The sequence below is a fragment of the Mesorhizobium sp. M7A.F.Ca.MR.362.00.0.0 genome (assembly GCF_004023175.1).
In the GTDB taxonomy this organism is placed as follows: domain Bacteria; phylum Pseudomonadota; class Alphaproteobacteria; order Rhizobiales; family Rhizobiaceae; genus Mesorhizobium.
Genome location: NZ_RZTF01000060.1, coordinates 1 through 20785, shown reverse-complemented (window position 1 = coordinate 20785; position 20785 = coordinate 1). Strand labels below are relative to the sequence as shown.

General features: G+C 62.6%; 24 protein-coding genes and 1 riboswitch. Of the genes, 19 read left to right on the top strand and 5 right to left on the bottom strand.

Translation table 11 applies throughout. The features are described 5' to 3' along the window. Positions 1-237: nitroreductase family protein (locus EOC06_RS42260; RefSeq protein WP_245469491.1), on the bottom strand; the 237-nt coding region annotated here is incomplete at its 3' end. A 47-nt stretch (positions 238-284) separates the two neighbouring features. After that, a riboswitch (cobalamin riboswitch) is annotated at positions 285-465 on the bottom strand. Between the two features lie 121 nt (positions 466-586). Between EOC06_RS42260 and EOC06_RS11045 the strand changes: the two genes are divergently transcribed. The 6 genes from EOC06_RS11045 to EOC06_RS11020 all read left to right on the top strand — a co-directional run bounded on the left by EOC06_RS11045 (position 587) and on the right by EOC06_RS11020 (position 5606). Next, positions 587-1513: a histone deacetylase family protein gene (locus tag EOC06_RS11045; RefSeq protein WP_128307739.1), complete on the top strand. Its 927-nt coding sequence runs from the start codon at positions 587-589 to the stop codon at positions 1511-1513. Between the two features lie 3 nt (positions 1514-1516). Next, positions 1517-1768, top strand: coding sequence for an exodeoxyribonuclease VII small subunit (locus EOC06_RS11040; protein WP_127268720.1), 252 nt, complete (start codon positions 1517-1519; stop codon positions 1766-1768). A gap of 110 nt (positions 1769-1878) precedes the next feature. Beyond that, positions 1879-2145 carry a DUF2277 domain-containing protein gene (locus EOC06_RS11035; protein WP_027035955.1) on the top strand — a complete coding sequence of 89 codons (267 nt, stop codon included), beginning with the start codon at positions 1879-1881 and terminating at the stop codon, positions 2143-2145. Between the two features lie 39 nt (positions 2146-2184). Next, positions 2185-3105 carry a pirin family protein gene (locus EOC06_RS11030; protein ID WP_127811008.1) on the top strand — a complete coding sequence of 307 codons (921 nt, stop codon included), beginning with the start codon at positions 2185-2187 and terminating at the stop codon, positions 3103-3105. Between the two features lie 129 nt (positions 3106-3234). Next, the gene (gene dxs / locus EOC06_RS11025) at positions 3235-5148 is read left to right on the top strand and encodes a 1-deoxy-D-xylulose-5-phosphate synthase (protein WP_127327088.1); all 1914 of its coding nucleotides are present in this window, start codon (positions 3235-3237) and stop codon (positions 5146-5148) included. Positions 5149-5312: 164 nt separating this feature from the next. Beyond that, complete coding sequence (locus tag EOC06_RS11020; protein ID WP_127268717.1) at positions 5313-5606, top strand: hypothetical protein; 294 nt, start codon at positions 5313-5315, stop codon at positions 5604-5606. An 88-nt stretch (positions 5607-5694) separates the two neighbouring features. Here the strand turns inward: EOC06_RS11020 and EOC06_RS11015 are convergent, their stop codons facing one another. Then, a complete protein-coding gene (locus EOC06_RS11015) occupies positions 5695-6576 on the bottom strand; it encodes a GNAT family N-acetyltransferase (RefSeq protein ID WP_245469490.1) in 882 nt (293 codons plus the stop codon). A gap of 266 nt (positions 6577-6842) precedes the next feature. Continuing rightward, complete coding sequence (locus EOC06_RS11010; RefSeq protein ID WP_164898540.1) at positions 6843-7838, bottom strand: sterol desaturase family protein; 996 nt, start codon at positions 7836-7838, stop codon at positions 6843-6845. Between the two features lie 324 nt (positions 7839-8162). On the opposite strand from EOC06_RS11010, the gene EOC06_RS11005 reads away from it, so the two are divergent. The 4 genes from EOC06_RS11005 (at position 8163) to EOC06_RS10990 (ending at position 11112) form a co-directional block, all read left to right on the top strand. Continuing rightward, positions 8163-8927, top strand: a complete 765-nt coding sequence (locus EOC06_RS11005) for a TlyA family RNA methyltransferase (RefSeq protein ID WP_128288849.1) — start codon at positions 8163-8165, stop codon at positions 8925-8927. Then, positions 8924-10165, top strand: coding sequence for a class I SAM-dependent RNA methyltransferase (locus EOC06_RS11000; RefSeq protein WP_128307737.1), 1242 nt, complete (start codon positions 8924-8926; stop codon positions 10163-10165). The genes EOC06_RS11005 and EOC06_RS11000 overlap by 4 nt, the downstream gene beginning before the upstream one ends. Positions 10166-10241: 76 nt before the next feature. After that, positions 10242-10613 (top strand): antitoxin Xre/MbcA/ParS toxin-binding domain-containing protein, encoded by a 372-nt coding sequence (locus EOC06_RS10995; RefSeq protein ID WP_127399211.1) that lies wholly within the window; start codon positions 10242-10244, stop codon positions 10611-10613. Further along, on the top strand, positions 10606-11112 hold the full coding sequence (locus EOC06_RS10990; RefSeq protein WP_128307736.1) for an RES family NAD+ phosphorylase: 507 nt from the start codon (positions 10606-10608) through the stop codon (positions 11110-11112). Before EOC06_RS10995 ends, EOC06_RS10990 begins: the two co-directional genes overlap by 8 nt. A gap of 38 nt (positions 11113-11150) precedes the next feature. Here EOC06_RS10990 and tldD read toward each other — a convergent pair whose 3' ends face one another. Continuing rightward, positions 11151-12563 carry a metalloprotease TldD gene (gene tldD / locus EOC06_RS10985; protein ID WP_128307735.1) on the bottom strand — a complete coding sequence of 471 codons (1413 nt, stop codon included), beginning with the start codon at positions 12561-12563 and terminating at the stop codon, positions 11151-11153. A gap of 154 nt (positions 12564-12717) precedes the next feature. Then, positions 12718-13272 carry an invasion associated locus B family protein gene (locus EOC06_RS10980; RefSeq protein WP_013532781.1) on the bottom strand — a complete coding sequence of 185 codons (555 nt, stop codon included), beginning with the start codon at positions 13270-13272 and terminating at the stop codon, positions 12718-12720. Between the two features lie 259 nt (positions 13273-13531). Between EOC06_RS10980 and coxB the strand changes: the two genes are divergently transcribed. The 9 genes from coxB (at position 13532) to EOC06_RS10935 (ending at position 20733) form a co-directional block, all read left to right on the top strand. Further along, on the top strand, positions 13532-14548 hold the full coding sequence (gene coxB / locus EOC06_RS10975) for a cytochrome c oxidase subunit II (RefSeq protein WP_164898539.1): 1017 nt from the start codon (positions 13532-13534) through the stop codon (positions 14546-14548). A 38-nt stretch (positions 14549-14586) separates the two neighbouring features. Further along, positions 14587-16239, top strand: a complete 1653-nt coding sequence (gene ctaD, locus EOC06_RS10970) for a cytochrome c oxidase subunit I (RefSeq protein ID WP_023808611.1) — start codon at positions 14587-14589, stop codon at positions 16237-16239. Between the two features lie 75 nt (positions 16240-16314). Next, a complete protein-coding gene (locus EOC06_RS10965; RefSeq protein WP_127320379.1) occupies positions 16315-17259 on the top strand; it encodes a heme o synthase in 945 nt (314 codons plus the stop codon). A 2-nt stretch (positions 17260-17261) separates the two neighbouring features. Continuing rightward, positions 17262-17420 carry a hypothetical protein gene (locus EOC06_RS10960; RefSeq protein WP_128307733.1) on the top strand — a complete coding sequence of 53 codons (159 nt, stop codon included), beginning with the start codon at positions 17262-17264 and terminating at the stop codon, positions 17418-17420. Beyond that, the gene (locus EOC06_RS10955; RefSeq protein WP_127395869.1) at positions 17420-18052 is read left to right on the top strand and encodes a cytochrome c oxidase assembly protein; all 633 of its coding nucleotides are present in this window, start codon (positions 17420-17422) and stop codon (positions 18050-18052) included. The genes EOC06_RS10960 and EOC06_RS10955 overlap by 1 nt, the downstream gene beginning before the upstream one ends. A 1-nt stretch (position 18053) precedes the next feature. Next, on the top strand, positions 18054-18935 hold the full coding sequence (locus tag EOC06_RS10950) for a cytochrome c oxidase subunit 3 (protein ID WP_127270321.1): 882 nt from the start codon (positions 18054-18056) through the stop codon (positions 18933-18935). 93 nt (positions 18936-19028) lie between these two features. Beyond that, positions 19029-19520 carry a murein L,D-transpeptidase family protein gene (locus EOC06_RS10945; RefSeq protein ID WP_128307732.1) on the top strand — a complete coding sequence of 164 codons (492 nt, stop codon included), beginning with the start codon at positions 19029-19031 and terminating at the stop codon, positions 19518-19520. A 56-nt stretch (positions 19521-19576) separates the two neighbouring features. Beyond that, positions 19577-19981 carry a DUF983 domain-containing protein gene (locus tag EOC06_RS10940; protein ID WP_128307731.1) on the top strand — a complete coding sequence of 135 codons (405 nt, stop codon included), beginning with the start codon at positions 19577-19579 and terminating at the stop codon, positions 19979-19981. Next, on the top strand, positions 19978-20733 hold the full coding sequence (locus EOC06_RS10935) for an SURF1 family protein (RefSeq protein ID WP_164898538.1): 756 nt from the start codon (positions 19978-19980) through the stop codon (positions 20731-20733). The genes EOC06_RS10940 and EOC06_RS10935 overlap by 4 nt, the downstream gene beginning before the upstream one ends. Positions 20734-20785 lie beyond the last annotated feature (52 nt).

Genomic DNA, 20785 nt, shown 5'->3' with positions numbered 1-20785 from the left:
GCGCACCTCCGCCCGTCGCTCGATGTCACGAATGACAATGAAATTCCATGGCTGCATGAAGCCGACCGATGGCGCGTGATGGGCAGCAAGCAGCAGCCGCGCCAGCACGTCGTCATCGATCGCGGTGGGCAGGAAATGGCTGCGCACGTCGCGCCGTGTGAACATGGCGCGATAGACCGCATCGCGCGCACTCTGGTCAAATCCGCCGCCAACAGCAGCGGTCAGGTGTTCCGGCATCGCTTGTCCCCTTGCGATTGCAATTGATATCATCCGCCTGACCATGCGGATGACGATGCCTGCCAGGCCGGTCTTCTGGCTCGGGATCAACCCGCGTCCGGTGCCTTCCCGTCATCGACAGTGGCATTTACCGGCGCGGTCCCCCTCACAGCGTTGGGCACGCCACGGAATTCAACCGTGTTCCCGATTCTCCCGCTTGCGGCGGGCACCAGGCAGTACCAAAAACCTTACGCCGAAGTGCTGAGGACGCCAATGCTTGCAGCGACGCGAATGGACGCAGTCGCGATTTTCCCCAGTCATCGGCCGCCCGTGCATGGCCTTTGTCGATCCGGGTCACTAGATTAGGACGATGACCACCCGTCTCTACACCCATCCGATCTTCCTCGATCATCTCACGCCGCCCGGACATCCCGAGCGGCCCGACCGCTTGCGTGCCATCGAGCGCGTGCTCGATGAGGAAGCCTTTGCCGGGCTCGATCGTATCCAGGCGCCGGAAGGCGACGAGGCCACCATCCTCTACGCGCATCCCGCCGATTTCGTCGCCCGCGTGCGCGCCGCCATTCCCGACGAGGGGATTGCCCGCATCGATGCCGACACCACTGCCAGTCCGAAGAGCTGGCAAGCGGCGATCACCGCGATCGGCGCCGCTAACGCCGCCGTCGATGACGTCTTTTCGGGCCGCGCCGACAACGTCTTCGTCGCCGCCCGGCCGCCCGGCCATCATGCCGAAAAGACTACGGCCATGGGCTTCTGCCTGTTCAACACGGCGGCGATCGCGGCGCGTTATGCGCAGAAGAAACACGGTGTCGAGCGCGTTGCCATCGTCGACTGGGACGTGCATCACGGCAATGGCACGCAGGATATTTTCTGGGACGATCCGTCGGTGCTCTATTGCTCGACACACCAGATGCCGCTTTATCCCGGCACCGGAGCGAAGAACGAAACGGGCGCCGGCAACATCGTCAACGCACCACTGGCGCCGCAGACTGGCAGCGAGGTGTTTCGCGATGCCTTCCTGTCGCGCGTCCTGCCCGCGCTCGACAATTTCGCGCCCGACCTGATTATCATTTCGGCGGGGTTCGACGCGCACCACCGCGATCCGCTGGCCGAGATCAATCTGACCGAGGATGATTTCGATTGGGCGACCGGCCAACTGATGCAGCGCGCGGCACGCCACAGCGGCAACCGGCTCGTCAGCCTGCTCGAGGGCGGCTACGATCTGCAGGGATTGGCATTTTCGGTCGCCGCCCATGTCGGGCGACTGATGAAAGGATGAATGATGGCCGATGAGACCAACGAAGACGTCAAGGCGATGAGCTTCGAGCAGGCACTCGATGCGCTGGAGAAGATCGTCGATGATCTGGAGCGTGGCGACGTGCCGCTCGACCAGTCGATCAAGATCTATGAACGTGGCGAGGCGCTGAAGGCGCATTGCGACCGGCTGCTGAAGGCCGCCGAGGACAAGGTCGAGAAGATCAGGCTGTCGCGCGACGGCAAGCCGGTCGGAACGGAGCCGCTCGACGCGGATTGAGGCCCGGTCCGAACATAGGCTCGCCTCACCGGTTTTTGGACATGATCATGATCGAGGATATAACTCGTCCCGATTGAAACAGCTCAAGGACAAGAGGAGATACGGAAGCGATGTGCAGAAACATCAAGACCCTGTTCAATTTTGATCCGCCGGCAACCAATGACGAGGTGCGCGACGCGGCTCTTCAGTTCGTCCGCAAGCTGAGCGGAACGACGCGGCCCTCGAAGCAGAACCAGCACGCCTTCGACCATGCCGTCGAAGCCATCGCGGCCTCGGCGCGCGAACTGCTCGATTCCCTGGAAACCCATCAGCATCCGCGTAATCGCGAAGAGGTGGCGGCCAAGCTGCGGGCAAAGGCGGCCATTCGCTTTGCCTGACGCGGCCAGGCGGCCTTCGACGGCCGACAAGGAGAGTCCATGAGCTTCTTCCCCGGGAAAGACCCTGAGGCAGGCGACGCCTTTGCCAGCGACCAGATCGAATTGATGGTCATCCCGAACGCCAAGGACATCGGCGGTTTTCAGGTGCGCCGTGCCCTGCCGACGGCAAAAAGGCGGCTTGTGGGGCCGTTCATCTTCTTCGACCGCATGGGCCCGGCGATCCTGCGGGCCGGCCAGGCGCTCGACGTCCGCCCGCATCCGCATATCGGCCTGTCGACGGTCACCTATCTGTTCGACGGCAAGATCCGGCATCGCGATTCACTCGGCACCGAAATGGTTATTCAGCCCGGCGACGTGAATTTGATGACCGCCGGCCGCGGCATCGTCCATTCGGAGCGTACGCCGGAGGAACTGCGTGGCGCGCCGATGTCGGTGTCCGGCCTGCAGACATGGCTGGCGCTGCCGGACGACAAGGAAGAGGTGGCACCGGTGTTCGAGAACACAGGAGCGCTCAGGCTCCCCGAGATCGATGCCGAAGGCGTCAACGGGCGCCTCATCATCGGCGATTTCCAGGGGTTGCGGTCGCCGGTCAGGGCTGACTCGGAGACGCTCTACGCCGACCTGCGCCTGGCGCCCGGCGCCAGCGTGAAAATCCCTGCCGATGCGGAAGAGCGCGCCATTTACACGCTGGAAGGCGAGGTCTCGATATCAGGTGACGTCTTTCCGGCGGAACGGCTGCTGGTGTTCCGTCCCGGTGACGAGATCGTCGTATCGTCGCAGACCGGTGCACATTTCATGCTGTTTGGCGGCGCCTCGCTCGGTTCGAAGCGTTACATCTGGTGGAATTTCGTCTCGTCGTCGAAGGAGCGCATCGAACAGGCCAAGCAAGAATGGAAGACGGGCCGCTTCGACATCGTTCCCGGAGACGAGGAAGAGTTCATCCCGCTGCCGGAAAGCTGATGCCCGTCGCCGGAAAGTGGCAGAACGAAATGCATAGACAAAAGACTAGGGCCTGATCCGCGTCACTGACACGCATTTACTTTCGCCGGCCGGCGGCCTATTCGCCCATCAACCGAAAGCCCGAGCACCGTGAACGCAACGCCGCATACGCCGCTTCTCGACAAGGTCCGCATCCCGGCCGACCTGCGCACGCTTGCCGAAAGCGAACTGCCACAATTGGCGTCCGAGCTTCGCGCCGAGCTGGTCGACGCCGTGTCCCGCACGGGTGGTCATCTGGGCGCCGGGCTTGGCGTGGTCGAGCTGACAGTGGCGCTGCACTATGTCTTCAACACCCCCGATGACAGGCTGATCTGGGATGTCGGCCACCAGGCCTATCCGCACAAGATCCTGACCGGCCGCCGCGACCGTATCCGCACGCTGCGTCAGGAAGGCGGTCTGTCCGGCTTCACCCGCCGCGCCGAGAGCGAGTACGATCCCTTCGGCGCCGCCCACTCCTCGACATCGATATCGGCCGGCCTCGGCATGGCCGCCGCCCGCGATCTCTCCGGCGGCCGCAACAACGTCATTGCCGTCATCGGTGACGGCGCCATGTCTGCCGGCATGGCCTATGAGGCGATGAACAATGCCGGTGCGCTCGATGCACGGCTGATCGTCATTCTCAACGACAACGACATGTCGATCGCGCCGCCGACCGGCGCGATGAGCGCCTATCTGGCGCGGCTGGCCTCCGGCAAGGCCTATATCGGCCTGCGCGATTTCGGCAAGAAACTGACTTCCTATCTCGGCAAGCGCGCGGATCGTGCGATCACAAGGGCGGTCGAGCATGCACGCGGCTACGTCACCGGCGGCACGCTGTTCGAGGAACTCGGCTTCTATCACATCGGCCCGATAGACGGCCACAATCTGGAGCACCTGATCCCGGTCCTGAAAAATGTCCGCGACAATGGCGAAGGCCCGGTGCTCATCCATGTCGTCACCCAGAAGGGCAAGGGCTATGCGCCGGCCGAAGCCGCCGCCGACAAATATCACGGCGTCAACAAGTTCGACGTCATCACCGGCGCGCAGGCCAAGGCGCCAGCCAACGCACCGGCCTACACCAAGGTGTTCGCCGAAAGCCTGGTCCAGGAGGGCCGCGAGGACGACCGCATCGTCGCCGTCACGGCCGCTATGCCGAGCGGCACCGGTCTCGACCTGTTCGGCGAAGCGTTCCCGTCGCGCACCTTCGATGTCGGCATCGCCGAACAGCACGCGGTGACCTTCGCCGCCGGCCTTGCCACCGAAGGCTACAAGCCGTTCACGGCCATCTATTCCACCTTCCTGCAGCGCGCCTACGACCAGGTCGTCCACGACGTCGCTATTCAGAAACTGCCGGTGCGGTTTCCCATCGACCGCGCCGGTTTCGTCGGCGCCGATGGCGCGACCCATTGCGGCGCCTTCGACACCACCTTCCTGGCGACACTGCCGGGTTTCGTCGTCATGGCGGCCGCCGACGAGGCGGAGCTGCGCCACATGGTGCGCACCGCGGCGAGCTATGATGAGGGCCCGATCGCCTTCCGCTATCCGCGCGGCAACGGTATCGGCGTCGACATGCCGGAGCGCGGCTCGGTTCTCGAAATCGGCAAGGGCCGCATCGTCAAGGAGGGTACCAAGGTTGCATTGCTGTCTTTCGGCACGCGGCTGCAGGATTGCCTGATCGCCGCGGAGGAGCTAGGTGCTGCCGGGCTGTCCACCACGGTCGCCGACGCCCGTTTCGCCAAGCCGCTCGACCAGGATCTGATCCGGCGGCTGGCCCGCTCGCATGAGGTGCTGGTGACGGTGGAGGAGGGCGCCGTCGGCGGCTTCGCCAGCCACGTGCTGCAGTTCCTTGCCCATGAGGGCCTGCTGGAAAGCGGCCTGAAGGTGCGTCCGCTGGTGCTGCCCGACGCGTTCAGCGACCACGCCAAGCCGGAAAAGATGTATGCCGATGCCGGGCTCGATGCCGCCGGCATCGTGCGCACCGTGTTCGTGGCACTCGGGCACACAGTCCACGCCCAGCGCGCCTGAATCCCAGCGCGCCTGAATCAAAGTCTCAAAGACTTGAATCAGTTTGCCGGCAAGCGATCTTAAGGCATTGTTTACGCTGCCGTTTGGCGCTTTGCTTACCGTGTCTCTTGGCCGTTTTTCAATGGCGCCCTGCTAGATCGTGACCAGGCAGGGAGACAACAACAATGAAAACGCTTCTGTGCGGCGCAGCACTTTGCGCCGTTATCATCGCGCCGGCCACAGCCGAAACGCGCTATGACCGCAGCCTCGAAAAGGCGGCGATGGGCATCATCGCCGGCAAGATGGGCGACATCCGCGGCGGCTTTTCCTTCAAGCAGGTGCCGCAATTGGTGGTTCTGCCGGCCCCTGTTCCCGCGCCTGCGGGTGCCATCGAGCCTGCACGCGAGCAAGCTTCGGGCGGCCGTGAGGATGGCTTGTCTCCAGCCGTCGAGCGCCCGGTTTCGCGAACCGTATTCTGAGCTGAAGGCCAACAAGCCTTGATCGGGATTGCCCGATCGTTTCATCGCGCTTGCCGCTGTGCAGGCGATCTAAAAAGCGTCGGCGATGCTACTCCGCCGCAACCAGCTCCGCTTGCTGCGCCGATTTCTCGGGGCGCCAGGATTGCGCCGCGTGGCGGGCGCGGTCTGCCAGGGCGGCTAGGCGTCCGCGCAGGTTTCGTCCACCCACCACCGACGACAAGATCACCGAATGCGTCGCAAAGCGGCGCTTGAAATCCTCGCCGCCGCAGAGAAAATCGATCGTGGTCAAGCCCCGGTCAAACGACCACTGGATGTAATCCATCATCAAGACCATCCCCGGCGAGGCCCGTTCGAAGGCCGGATCATAGGTGGTGACGAAAGCCATCATCGTTCCATGCTGCTCGAAATTGATCGAGATGGCGATGATCTCGTCTTCGCGTTCGAGCACGAAGATGCGCAGCAATCCAAGCTTGGCCAGAACGGATATGAGTGCCGCCAGCGCGGGGGAGCCTTCGTCGAAGAGGTCCGAAACGCGGCCGTGTTTTGCAAGCCACAACCGCTTCAGCGCCGCGACGCGCTCCAGCACCGGCTCGCGGGCTTCCTGTGCATCCATCAGGCGGAAACGCAGCGCGCCGCCTTCCTCCATGAATTTGTAGCCACGGCGATAGTTTTGCCGAGTTTTCTTCGACTGGCTTTCAAACCATTGTGCGCCGCGTTGCCCGGCGCCGGAAACTCGATAGCTGACCTCGCTGCGGTGGCTTGGCTGCAAGATATTGCTCTGGCCTGGGGCGGCGGGACCAAGCAGGGTCCGGAATCGGGCATCAGGCAACAGACGATTGAGGTAGGCAAGATCGAAGCCGCCATCGTCGAGGATATGTTGCCAGAGTTGCGGCAGGATCTGTGGCTCGGCATCGGGAGCAACCAGGACATCGCCATAGTCGCAGTGATCTTTCGCCGCCCATTCCAGCATACGGATGCCCGAGCGCCAGAAGGTCGCGAGCGCAATGACGGCCTCGAGACGCTCGCCGCTCCAGACCAGGCCGATCCTGAGACCGCGACGGTCCTGATGCGGTGTGGTGTGCCACCAGGCCGAGATCCAGTCGGGATGCTGGAAAACGAGGCCGCCGGCGCGTTGCCAGAGCGCTGCCCAGGCGGGCGCGATTTCTGCCAGTCGCGCTGGCGAGGTCGCAATTTCGATCCGGTGCGTTCGCGGCATCCGGAACACGGCGGGTCCGTTCATGGCTTCCCCCTTTGCGGCGATTGCTGTGGCTCGGGCTTGTCGGTGCGGAAATGTCTGGCGATCTGCCGCCACATCCGCTTCAGCGGCAGGACATAGAGGCCTGCGAGCGACTGGTAGTCGCGCACGTTGCGTTCGATCAAACCGAACTTGAAGTCCTCGTCGGGTCTCGGAACGCACAGGGTTCCGAAGAGCCGATCCCAGAACGAGAAGAGCAGCCCGAAGTTCTTGTCGTAGTGGCGCGGGTCGGTGCTGTGGTGCAGCTGATGCCAGTGCGGGCACAGGATCAGATTGTTCAACGGTCCAAACGAGATCTTGAAATGCGTGTGCCTGACGAAATCCATCATCAGGATGTTGCGTATGATGTAGACGTTGACGCCGAAGACCGTCAGCTCGACGAGGTTCAGCGACACCAGCGACCAGATGCCGAAGCAGATGCCGGGAATGACGCCGTCCCAGGCCCGGTTCATCAATTCGTCGAGCGGGTGGACGCGATCCTTGGTGATGCCGACCATCACCTCGGCCGAATGGTGGACCTTGTGCAGTTCCCACAGCACCGGGTAGCGGTGCTGGGCGACGTGATAGAGATAGTACGAAATGTCGTAGGCAAGCAGCATGGTGATGGTGAAGATCGTCACCGTCACCGGCCCTGCCGGTCCTTCGATCAGGGGCGGCTGGATCGCCAGCAGCGTGGAGAGCAACCAGTTCGTCGCATAGCCGACGGCGCTGACGAAGACGATGCCGGCGGGCAGCATGAGGAATGGCATCAGCGCCTTCCGCGTCACCCAGAACAAAAGGTCGGCTTTCGCCGAAGGGTGCGTGATGACCTCATGCGGGACTGCGAACTCGAAAAACTCTTTCCAGCTCTTTTTCTCGACCGTGCGCCAGTAGGCGACCAGGGCGCTGACCAAAGCAGTCAGCAACAGAAGTCCGGTCGCCAGCAGGCCGGCGCCGGAAATCCGGTCAAGAACCTTGTAGACGATATCGCTGGCCATTTCCAAGGTTGCCGCCTCTTCATCCGGCTTTTCCGGTCGTCGCGGTCATAACATTGAAGTCCTCAAGCAAATGCGATGAAAATTGGTTAAGAAATCATGAGGCTTTCTAGATTTTAGGCACTTATCGGCAGGCGACGAGACCTCATGCTTCGGCGGTCATCCGTCTCAACCGGCGCAACGATAGATATTCATAGGGTGGTCGGCGTGACGGAACGCCTCACCATCGCCGCGGTCCAATGTGCTGGGCGTGATGATGGGAACGTGAGACGAGATGCTTCCGGCCGGTGCTCTTGCCATCGTCATCGGCTTTCGCCATGAAGGCCGATGAATTCCCCTCTGCCAGCCAGCGCACGCCAGCGGCTCGACGACCTGCTCGTCCAGCGCGGGCTGTTTGCCAGCCGCTCACGTGCCCGCGACGCGGTCGAGCGTGGCACGGTGACCGTCGACGGCGTCATTGCGCGCAAGCCCGGCCAGAGCGTTTTGCCGCAATGCCTTGTTGCCATCGATGATCCGGCGCAAGGCTATGTGTCGCGCGCGGCACTCAAGCTGATCGGTGGGCTCGATCATTTCGGCCTCGACCCTGCCGGCTCTGAAGCGCTCGACATCGGCGCCTCGACCGGCGGCTTCACCCAGGTGTTGCTCGAGCGCGGCGTGGCCCATGTCACCGCGGTCGATGTCGGTCATGGCCAGATGCATCCTGATATCGGCGGCGACCCGCGTGTGACGGTGATCGAAGGACTGAACGCCCGCGATCTCGCCGTTGCCGATCTCAGCGGGCGTATTCCGGATTTCATCGTGTCCGACGTCAGCTTCATCTCGCTGAAACTGGCGCTGCCGCCGGCGCTTGATCTGGCGAAGGCTGGCGCCAAGGCCATGTTTCTGGTCAAGCCGCAATTCGAGGCGGGCCGTGATGCGATCGGCAAGGGTGGTCTGTTGAAAGATCCCTACGACGCCTCCCGTGTCGCCGGCCTGCTGCAGGATTGGCTGGACTCCGTTCCCGGCTGGCGCTCGCTCGGGCTGCATTTGTCGCCGATCGAGGGCGGCGACGGCAATCGCGAATTCCTGCTCGGTGGGATCAAGGACCGATGAGCGCGCGCTTCAGCATCAGGAAACTTGGCGCTCAGGGCGACGGTGTCGCCGAGACCGAGACAGGCGATCTGTTCATTCCCTTCACACTGCCCGGTGAAACGGTCACCGCCGCGCGCGAAAGGGATCGCGCCATGCTGATGGCGGTGCTGGAAGCATCGCCGCTGCGCATCGATCCCGCCTGCCGCCATTTCACCGAATGCGGTGGTTGCGCGCTCCAGCATTTCGAAGCCGGAGCCTATCGCAAGTGGAAACGCGAAAAAGTGGCGCACATCCTGAAGGGCAAAGGCATCGATTGCGAGATCGGCGAACTGGTCGCCTGCGCGCCGCAGACGCGCCGCCGTGTCGTGCTGGCCGCCCGGCGCACCGATACAGGCATGCTGCTCGGCTTCCATCGCCATCTGTCGCCGGAGATCATCGCCATATCGGAATGCCCGATCTCGCTTCCTGAGATCGTCGCTTCGCTCGATCGCTTGAAGGCGCTCGCCGAATTGGTCTGCGCAACCACCAAATCGTTCCGGGTGGCGGTCACCGTGACCGGTTCGGGGCTCGATGTCGCGGTTCACGAATCCGGCAAGCTGGGGGAGCATCAGCGCCGCATCGCTGCCAATTTCGTCATGGCGCAGGGCTTTGCCAGGCTGTCCATCGATGACGAGATCATCATCGAGCCGAAAAAGCCTGTTGTCATGTTCGGCAGCGTCGCTGTCGCCTTGCCCCCGGGCGCGTTCCTGCAGGCAACCGAGGCCGCCGAACAGGCGATGGCCGATATCGTCGGCGGACATCTGAAGCGTGCCAAGAAGGTGGCGGATCTTTTCGCCGGCTGCGGCAGCTTTGCTCTGCGTCTGGCCGCGAAGTCGGAAGTCCATGCGGTGGAGGGCGATGCGGCAGCCCTCTCGGCCCTCGACCGTGGATCGCGTTTCGCCACTGGCTTGAAGCGGGTGACGGGCGAACGCCGCGACCTGTTCCGGCGGCCGCTGACATTCAAGGAATTGAATGCCTTCGATGGTGTGGTGTTCGACCCGCCGCGCGCCGGCGCCGAGGACCAGTCGAAGCAGATCGCCCGTTCGGATGTGCCGTACGTCGCCGCGGTGTCCTGCAATCCGGTGACGCTCGCGCGAGATTTGCGCATCCTCATCGACGGCGGCTACATCCTGAAAAGCGTGACGCCGATCGACCAATTCCTGTGGTCGCCGCATGTTGAGGCCGTGGCGTTGCTGGAGAAGCCGAAGCGGAGGCGGTAGGTCGCTTGTGCTTGAGTTGCGCGTGAATTGGGCCTATTTTGATACCGTACGCATCAAACTATGCTAGGTTATCGTCATGAACTCCGCAGCCCTCGAAATTCCGGCGTCACGCTTTGGCGAGGAACGGTCGCCTTACCTTTCGGCAAGGCGTGTCGCGGAACAGCTTGGTGTCAACCTGACCGAATTGGCCGGCCTGATCGGGGTCGCGCGCAACACACTTGCCGCCAAGGCCGGCGCGCGCAAGGTCGACGCCGCCCTCAGCCCGATCGTCCGCATCCTGTCGATGGCCGGTGAAATGGCCGGCGGCGAGCAACGTGCGGCGATCTGGTTTAAGCACCAGCCGATCCCCGGCTGGGCGGGAAAGACCGCCTACGACCTGGTTCGCGAGGGCAAGACGGACAAGGTGCTGGCCTACCTGGAGGCCGTCCGCTCCGGCGTGTATGCCTGAGATCAGCCTGACCTTGTGGCGGGCCTTCGTACCGCGTTGGGCGCATCTGCCGCTTTCGGGCGAGGGCGCTGCCCACTTCGGCGGTCGCTGGAATCCAATTGGCGCTTCAACGATCTATGCGGCGCGCGAATTGTCCTCCGCCTGGGCGGAGTATAATCAGGGCTTTGTCCAGCATCCGGCGTTAATTGCCCAACTAGAGCTCTCGGGCGCGCGCTTGGCCGATCTGACCGATGCCGCAATGCTGAGCGAATTGGCCATGACGGCGGGCATTCACCAATGCGAATGGCGAGACATGCTGGATCAGGGCCTTGTGCCCGAGACCCACAAGCTGCGGGATCGCCTGCTTGCCGATGGGGTGAACGGCGTGATCTATCCGTCCTTCATGTCGCCCGGCGGCACCTGCGTTGCGCTCTGGCGCTGGAACGAGGATGGCGCGCCGCGCCTGGATGTCGTCGACCCCGACCGTCGTCTGCCGAAATCGCCGGCATCCTGGCTTTAGGGCAACTCAGATGGGAGTAAGCTCGTCGACTGTTCTTATCAAACCCTGGTGCCGCCCACCGTCATCTGATTCATGCGCAGATGCGGCTGGCCGACGCCGACGGGCACGCCCTGTCCGGCCTTGCCGCACATGCCGATGCCGGTGTCGAGTTTCATGTCGTTGCCGATCATCGAGACGCGGTGCATGGCGTCCGGACCGTTGCCGATCAGCATCGCGCCTTTGATCGGCTGCGTCACCTTGCCGTTCTCGATCATGTAGGCCTCGGTGCAGCCGAACACGAATTTGCCCGAGGTGATATCGACCTGACCGCCGCCGAAGGAGACGGCATAGATGCCGTTCTTGACCGAGGCGATGATTTCGTCCGGCCCCATGTCGCCAGATGTCATATAGGTGTTGGTCATGCGCGGCATCGGCTGGTGGGCATAGCCTTCGCGGCGGCCGTTGCCGGTCGCCTTCATGCCCATCAGCCGGGCATTCTGGCGATCCTGCATGTAGCCGACCAGCTTGCCATCCTCGATCAGCACATTGCGGGCCGAAGGTGTGCCTTCATCGTCGACGGTCAGCGAGCCGCGCCGTTCGGGCATGGTGCCGTCGTCGACGACGGTGACCCCCTTGGCGGCGACCTGCTGGCCAAGCAGGCCGGCGAAGGCCGAGGTCTTCTTGCGGTTGAAATCGCCTTCCAACCCATGGCCGACGGCCTCGTGCAACATGACGCCCGGCCAGCCGCTGGACAAGACGATGTCGAAAGTGCCGGCCGGGGCCGGTATGGCCTCGAGATTGACCAGAGCTTGCCTGAGCGCCTCCTTGGCGGCGTGCTTCCAGCTGTCCTCGACCAGGAATTCGCCAAACGCCTTGCGGCCACCCATGCCGTAGGAGCCGCTCTCCTGGCGGTCGCCATCGCCGACCACAACGGAGACGTTGATGCGGACCAGCGGGCGGATGTCGCGCACCATTTGGCCATCGGCGCGCACGATCTCGACATGCTGCCAGGATGCGGCGAGCGATGCCGAAACCTGACGCACGCGCGGATCCTCGGCGCGCAGCCAGGCGTCGATTTCCTGCAAGAGCTTTGCCTTGGCCTCGAAGGAAGGCGAGGGGATCGGGTTCTCTTCGCCATAGAGATGGCGGTTGGTGCGGGCAGGTGCCGCGGCAAGCGTGCCGGAATAACCGCCCTTGACGGTTGAAACGGCATCGGCCGCGCGCAGCAGCGAGGCCTCGGACAGGTCACTGGAATGGGCATAGCCGCTGGCTTCACCGGCAACCGCACGCAAACCAAACCCCTGGTCGGTGTTGAAGTTGGCGGTCTTCAGGCGGCCATTGTCGAACATCAGCGCTTCGCTCTCGCTGTATTCGAGGAACAGCTCGCCGTCATCGGCGCCGTTGATGGTATCGGCGACGATTCGCTTGATGCGATCGTCTGAAATGTCGAATTGGCCGATCAGGCTGTTCATGGCGCATCCGTTCACAGGAGGAATGGGTCTTTGCCACGATGTAGGCGCGAAGGCGCGCCGAGACAATCGCTCTGCCGCATTGTAACGACAAAAGCGGTTTGCCAGCAGCCCGTCGAAGTCACTTCTGGTTGAAGCCGGTGATGTCGCCGGGCTTTCAGGGGAGGGCGGCGAAGCCGTCGGCAAAGCCCTTGAGGTCGACCGGGATGCCGATGCCTTCTTCCGGGGTCTGGAAAACGATGAAGGTGGCCGACGTGCCGGTCTTCAGCGTGTCGAGAAGCGGCTTTTCGAGGATAACCTCGGCATAGCAGCCGTCCTGAAAGCAGCGCACGAAATAGGCGCGGCCGATGTCCTTGCCGTCGACATTGAGGCCGAGCCCGTTGGGCAAAAGCACGCCGAGCGGCGCCAGCACGCGCAGGATCTCCGCCTTGTTGTCGGCGGTGCGCAGCACCACGACCGACAGTCCCATCTCCGGACGGTCCTCGGCGACGACGTTCTGCATCATCACGCATTGTTCCGAGGTGGCACCGGCCGGCGTGTCGCAGATGATCGACCATGCGCCATGTGTCGAGCGCACGGTGCCGCTCGGCTGCGCGGCGTTCGCCGTGCCGGACACGATCGCGGACAAGCCGATGCCAGACAGGGCGGCGAAAAAGATGACCTTCGCCCAGTTTCTCGAAAACCGAGAGTTTCTCGAAAGCCAGTAATTCATGACGGCTCCATTGCGAATCACGGCACTTTAAGCCGCGCCAAAGCCAAGTAAAGGACGAGACCGCACCAGGTCTGCCCCGAAAAAGCCAATTGGGCGCTTTTCCCTGCCAATTTCGCCCGAATTGCGACGTTCGGCACCTGCGGCCCGCGGGAATGCTGCTGCGGGCTCACTGTAGGCGATTCGGTGCTGCCGCGGCTGCCTCCAAAGGCATATCCGGGCTTGCGCGCAAAAATGCCGCACGGTTTCGTCCGCTCCTTTCTTGCGGAGGGAAAAAGAGTATGGTTTGAACCAGCTTGAAACTGTCGGGATTCCCGTCCCGGCATTGTTCGTTATTCTCGTGGGTACCGCAGCGAGGAACTGGGAGACGATGAGGGCGATGAGAAATTTCCTGGCAAACGCCAAGGTTCCAGCAAGTGCCAAGTTTCTAAGTGCTTGTGCCGCTATCACGTTTTTCGCCGGCGCGTCCGCCCGTGCCGACCAGCCCAAGAACTGGGAGACAACCTTCCAGGCGCCGGCGACCGACATGATGCGGCAGATCGAATGGTTCGGAAACTACACGATGTGGTTCATCGTCCCGATCACCATTCTGGTGCTGCTTCTGCTCGCCTACTGCATCGTCAGATTCCGCGCGAGCGCCAACCCGGTTCCGTCCAAGACCAGCCACAACACGTGGATCGAGTTGATCTGGACTGTCGGTCCGGTCGTCATCCTGCTGCTCATCGCCATTCCCTCGTTCCAGCTGCTGACCGCGCAATACACACCGCCGGAAGAAGCAAAGCTGACCGTCAAGGCGACCGGCAACCAGTGGAACTGGGACTACGAGTACCAGACCGACAACACGCTCTCTTTCAACTCCGCGATCCTCCAGGACGCCGAACGCGCCGCAGCCGGCAAGGAGGACCGCAAGGTCTATCCGCGCCTGCTCGCGGTCGACAACGAGCTGGTGGTGCCGGTCAACACCATGACCCGGGTGCTTGTCACCGCGACCGACGTGATCCACTCCTTTGCCATGCCGTCGTTCGGCATCAAGATCGACGCCGTTCCGGGCCGCACCAACGAGACCTGGTTCAAGGCGGAGAAGGAAGGTATTTTTTACGGCCAGTGCTCGCAGCTCTGCGGCAAGGACCATGCCTTCATGCCGATCGCCATCCGCGTCGTCTCCGATGCGCAGTTCAAGACCTGGCTGGCGGCAGCCAAGACCGATCTGCCCGGCGCCAACAAGACGCTGATGGCCGAGGTCGACGGCCAGAACAAGGTAGCGGCCGCCGGCAACTGATGCCGCGGGTTAGCAAGATTTAGGGAACGGAGCGGAACATGGCAGACGCTGCAGCTCACGACGGGCACGACCACAAGCCTTATCACGGCTGGGTCCGCTGGGTTTATTCGACCAACCACAAGGACATCGGCACGCTCTACCTGATCTTCGCGATCATGGCTGGCATCATCGGCGGTGCCTTGTCTGTCGCCATCCGCATGGAGTTGCAGGAGCCTGGCATCCAGATCTTCAGCGGTCTGGCGCAGATGGTCTATGGCATGAACGGTGACGCCGCGATCGACGGCGGCAAGAGCATGTACAATGCCTTCGCCACCGCGCACGCCCTGATCATGATCTTCTTCATGGTCATGCCGGCGCTGATTGGCGGTTTCGCCAACTGGATGGTTCCGATCATGATCGGCGCGCCCGACATGGCGTTCCCGCGCATGAACAACATCTCCTTCTGGCTGCTGCCGCCGGCCTTCATCCTGCTGCTCACCTCGATGTTCGTGCCGAGCGCGCCGGGCGCCTTTGGCGTCGGTGGCGGCTGGACGCTCTATCCGCCGCTTTCGACCTCGGGCCAGCCCGGGCCGGCCATGGATCTGGCGATCCTGTCGATCCACATTGCCGGTGCGTCGTCGATCCTCGGCGCCATCAACTTCATCACCACCATCTTCAACATGCGCGCGCCTGGTATGACGCTGCACAAGATGCCGCTGTTTGCCTGGTCGGTGCTGATCACCGCCTTCCTGCTCCTGCTGTCGTTGCCGGTCCTGGCCGGCGGCATCACCATGCTGCTCACCGACCGCAATTTCGGTACCACCTTCTTTGCGCCCGACGGCGGCGGCGACCCGATCCTGTTCCAGCACCTGTTCTGGTTCTTCGGTCACCCTGAAGTGTACATCCTGATCCTGCCGGGCTTCGGCATCATCAGTCACGTCATCTCGACCTTCTCGAGGAAGCCGGTGTTCGGCTATCTCGGTATGGCCTATGCCATGGTGGCGATCGGCGCCGTCGGCTTCATCGTGTGGGCGCACCACATGTACACGACCGGCCTGTCGCTCGACACGCAGCGCTATTTCGTCTTCGCCACCATGGTCATCGCGGTGCCGACAGGCGTGAAGATCTTCTCCTGGATCGCGACGATGTGGGGCGGGTCGATTTCGTTCAAGACGCCGATGCTGTGGGCGCTGGGCTTCATCTTCCTGTTCACCATCGGCGGCGTCACCGGCGTCCAGCTGGCCAATGCCGGCCTCGACCGCTCGTTGCATGACACCTATTTCGTCATTGCCCACTTCCACTACGTGCTGTCACTGGGCGCGGTGTTCGCCATCTTCGCCGGCTGGTACTACTGGTTCCCGAAGATGACCGGCTACATGTATTCGCCCGTCATCGCCAACACCCATTTCTGGGTCACCTTCGTCGGCGTGAACCTGATCTTCTTCCCGCAGCACTTCCTCGGTCTCGCCGGCATGCCGCGCCGCACCATCGACTACCCCGATGCGTTCGCCGGCTGGAATTATGTGTCGTCCATCGGCTCGTATATCTCGGCCATCGGCGTCCTGATCTTCCTCTATGGTGTGTTCGAGGCCTTCCAGAAGAAGCGGATCGCCGGCGCCAACCCATGGGGCGAGGGCGCAACGACGCTCGAATGGCAGCTGCCTTCGCCGCCGCCCTTCCACCAGTGGGAACAGCTGCCGAAAATCAAGTAAGGCGGCTGCCCGCTCGAATACGAAACCGCCGGTCCGCCGGCGGTTTTGGCCAACGGATGATGGACTTAAGTACGCATGGCCCTTGTCGACGACCCATTGATTGACGAAGCGGGCTTTCGCATGTCGGAAGCGACGGCGGGCGATTTCTTCGCGCTGCTGAAGCCGCGCGTCATGTCGCTGGTGGTGTTCACCGCCTTTGTCGGCCTTGTCGCCGCACCCGTGACCATCAACCCTCTGCTGGCGGTGATCGCCATCCTGGCTATTGCAATAGGTGCTGGTGCCTCCGGCGCGCTCAACATGTGGTACGATGCCGACATCGATGCCGTGATGACCAGGACCGCCAACCGCCCGGTCCCGGCCGGTCGCATCCAGCCGCACGAAGCCCTGACCTTCGGGCTGGTGCTGTCGGTGCTGTCTGTGATGACGCTCGGCGTGCTGGTCAACTGGCTGGCGGCGACGCTGCTCGCCTTCACCATCTTTTTCTACGCCGTCGTCTACACGATGTGGCTAAAGCGCTGGACGCCGCAGAACATCGTCATCGGTGGGGCCGCCGGTGCCATTCCGCCTGTGATCGGCTGGGCCGCGGTGACCGGGACAGTCAGCCTCGAAAGCATTGTCCTGTTCCTGATCATCTTCCTGTGGACGCCGCCGCATTTCTGGGCGCTGGCGCTGTTCAAGTCCGAGGACTATGCCAAGGCTGGCATTCCGATGATGCCCAACGTCGCCGGCCACGCTTCGACCCGCCGCCAGATCTTCGCCTATGCGCTGGTGCTGGCCCCGGTCGGCGTGCTGCCGTGGCTGCTTGGCTACACCACGCCGTTCTATGGCGTGGCCGCCCTGCTTCTGGGAGTCGGTTTTGTCTGGTACGCGTGGAAAGTGCTTGGCATGGCCGACGATGACCGCGTCATGAAACCGGCCAAGGCCCTGTTCGCCTATTCGCTGCTTTATCTCTTCGCCATCTTCGCTGCCTATCTGGCCGACAGCGTTGTCGAACGCGCGCTTGCCATGGGTGGAGCATGACCATGATCGAGGAAAAGTTCGAGACCATCACGTTGACCGAGCGTCAGAAGAAGGCGCAGCGCAGCCGTTCTATCGCCATCGGTGTGGCGCTGGCGCTGCTGGTGGTCATTTTCTACATCGCGACGATCGTGAAGTTCGGCCACAATCTGGGCACGATGTGATGAGCGTCGAGACCTCCAAAAAAGCGGCTGGCAAGAACGGCAACGTCATCGTCGCGGCTGTCTGCCTCGCCTTCTTCACAGGCATGATCGGCATGGCCTATGCCGCGGTGCCGCTCTACAAGATGTTTTGCCAGGCGACCGGCTATGGCGGCACGACGCAACGTGCCGAGAAGCAGTATGCCGGCCGCGTGCTCGACCGCGAGATCACTGTCCGCTTCGATGCCAACATCGCTGGCGTGCCGTGGGAGTTCCAGCCGGTCCAGCGCTCGATGACGATGAAGATCGGCGAGACCGTGCAGGCGCACTATCAGGCGACCAACAAGTTCGATCGTCCCGTGACCGGCCGCGCCACCTTCAACGTGCAGCCTGAACTGGCAGGTCCCTATTTCAACAAGGTCGAGTGCTTCTGCTTCACCGACACGACGCTGAAGCCCGGCGAGACACTGGACATGCCGGTCCTGTTCTACGTGGACCCCGACATCGTCAATGTGCCGGAACTGAAGGACGTGAAGACGATCACGCTGTCCTATACGATGTTCCCGGTCGAGAAGGCCAAGCCGGTCGCCTCCTCGGAGCCGGCCAAGGGCAATAGCAAGACAATTTCGAATACCGAAGCAAATCTCGGGGGTTGATATGGCAGACGCGCACGCAAAACCACAGCATGACTATCATCTCGTCGACCCGAGCCCGTGGCCTTTCCTGGGATCGGTAGGCGCACTTGTCGCCGCCTTTGGCGGCGTCTGCCTGATGGAATACCTGAAGGGCGGCTCGTTCCCGATCTTCGGCTTCAACATCGCCAATCCATGGCTGTTCTTCATCGGTCTCGTGATCATCCTCTACACCATGTTCGCCTGGTGGTCGGATACGATCAAGGAAGCGCATGAGGGCCATCACACGCGTGTCGTGTCGCTGCATCTGCGCTACGGCATGATCATGTTCATCGCCTCGGAGGTGATGTTCTTCGTTGCCTGGTTCTGGGCCTATTTCGATGCCAGCCTGTTTCCGAGCGAAGTCCAGCAATATGCCCGCACCGCGTTTACCGGCGGTGTCTGGCCGCCGAAGGGCATGGAAGTTCTAGATCCCTTCCATTTGCCGCTCTACAACACCGTCATCCTGCTGCTGTCCGGCACCACGGTGACCTGGGCGCACCATTCGCTCATCCATGGCGATCGCAAAGGCTTGATCAACGGCCTGGTGCTGACTGTTGGCCTCGGCATGCTGTTCACCATGGTGCAGGCCTACGAGTACATGCATGCTCCGTTCGCCTTCAAGGATTCCATCTATGGCGCCACCTTCTTCATGGCGACCGGCTTCCACGGTTTCCACGTCATCATCGGCACCATCTTCCTGTTGGTCTGCCTGATCCGGGCGATGAAGGGTGATTTCACCCCCAAGCAACATTTCGGCTTCGAGGCGGCCGCCTGGTACTGGCACTTCGTCGACGTGGTCTGGCTGTTCCTGTTCGCCTCGATCTACGTCTGGGGATCGGTCGGCGCGGTGATCGAGGGCCACTGATCCTGGCCTGAGGAATTTCCGTTTGGGGAGGGGCGGCCGCGGCAACGTGGCCGCCTTCTTCTTTTTGGCGCAATGATCGCTGATCGATAGCCAATGCGGCTGACAATTTCCCGGGCCATTTGCGCATTGATGATCGCGGCACTCCCGGCCTTTGCCGGCGAGAAGGTGGATCTGGTGCGTGTCCACAAAGCCGAACGCCGGCTGGAACTCATTGGCGACGGCAAGATCCTGCGCAGCTACGGCATCGCACTCGGCGGCGATCCTGTCGGGCATAAGCACCAGGAGGGCGATCAACGCACGCCCGAGGGGAACTATGTCCTCGACTGGCGCAACCCGAACAGCATCGCGCACAGATCGATCCATATTTCGTACCCCAACACCGACGATCTGGCGGCCGCCAGGGCGCGCAATGTCGACGCGGGCGGCATGATCATGATCCACGGCCAGCCAAACGGTTATGGCTGGTGGGGCTGGCTGCTTCAATTGGTCGACTGGACCGACGGCTGCATTGCGGTTACGGACTCCGATATGGACGAAATCTGGGCGATGGTGGCCGATGGCACACCGATCGAGATCGAGCGGTAGGCAATGAGTGGCAAGATGAACTGGTTGCCGGTCGATCTGAAATCGAGCGGTAAGCAATGAGCGACGACTCTTCCAAGGGTGAAGATAGGGCGATCTGGCCGCCAATCGATCCGATCTCGGCCGGCCTGCATGGCCGTTGCCCGCGCTGCGGCGAGGGGCGGCTATTTTCCGGCTTCCTCACCGTCGGCAAGCGATGCGTCAATTGCGGCCTCGATTATTCCTACGCTGATGCCGGCGACGGGCCGGCGGTGTTCGTGATCCTGATCATCGGCTTTATCATCGTCGGCCTGGCGCTCTGGGTAGAAGTCACGCTCAGCCCGCCGCTCTGGCTGCATCTGCTGGTCTGGATTCCGCTGGCTGTTGTGCTGTGCTTGACGGCGCTGCGGCTGATCAAGGGCGTGCTGCTGACGCTGCAATACCGCAACCAAGCGGCCGAGGGCCGGCTGGATCGCGGCGAATGAGCGAGGCTTCCCTTAGAACTGACGGTCGTTCGCGGCCGCGATCGGCATTGCTGCTCGGCCTTGGCCTTGTGCTGTTCCTGATCCTGCTGGTGCTCGGCACCTGGCAGATGCAGCGCCTGTATTGGAAGGAAGGCCTTCTGCAGACCATCGACCAGCGCACCCATTCGGCGCCCTTGCCGTTGGTTGCGGTCGAGAAAGAGTTCGCCGCCACCGGGGATGTCGATTATACGCCTGTCACCGTCACCGGCACGTTCCTGCATCAAGGCGAACGCCACTTCTACGCGACCTGGGAAGGTGATGCCGGCTTCAATGTCTACACGCCGCTGGCGCTCGACGACGGCCGCTTCCTCCTGATCAATCGCGGCTTCGTGCCTTACGATCTGAAGGATGCCGCCAAGCGCGCCAAGGGACAGGTGGCTGGCAGAGTGACGGTCACCGGGCTGGCCCGCAACCCGCTGCCGGGCAAGCCGTCGATGATGCTTCCCGACAACGACGTGGCGAAGAACATCTTCTACTGGAAGGACCGCGACGTGATGGCTGCAAGCGCCGGTCTGCCTGCGGGCGCCGCGCTGGTGCCGATCTTCATCGACGCAGACAAGACGCCAAACCCAGGCGGCTTGCCGGTTGGCGGCGTCACCATCATCGATCTCCCGAACAGCCATCTCCAATATGCGATGACTTGGTACGGGCTTGCCGCGGCGCTCGCAGCCGTGCTCATCCTGCGGCTTCGCCGTCCCGCGAAAGACGAATGAACGCGGCTGATGCCCCCTTTCAACCGATGCCCTTGACAGGGCAGGGGTGCGC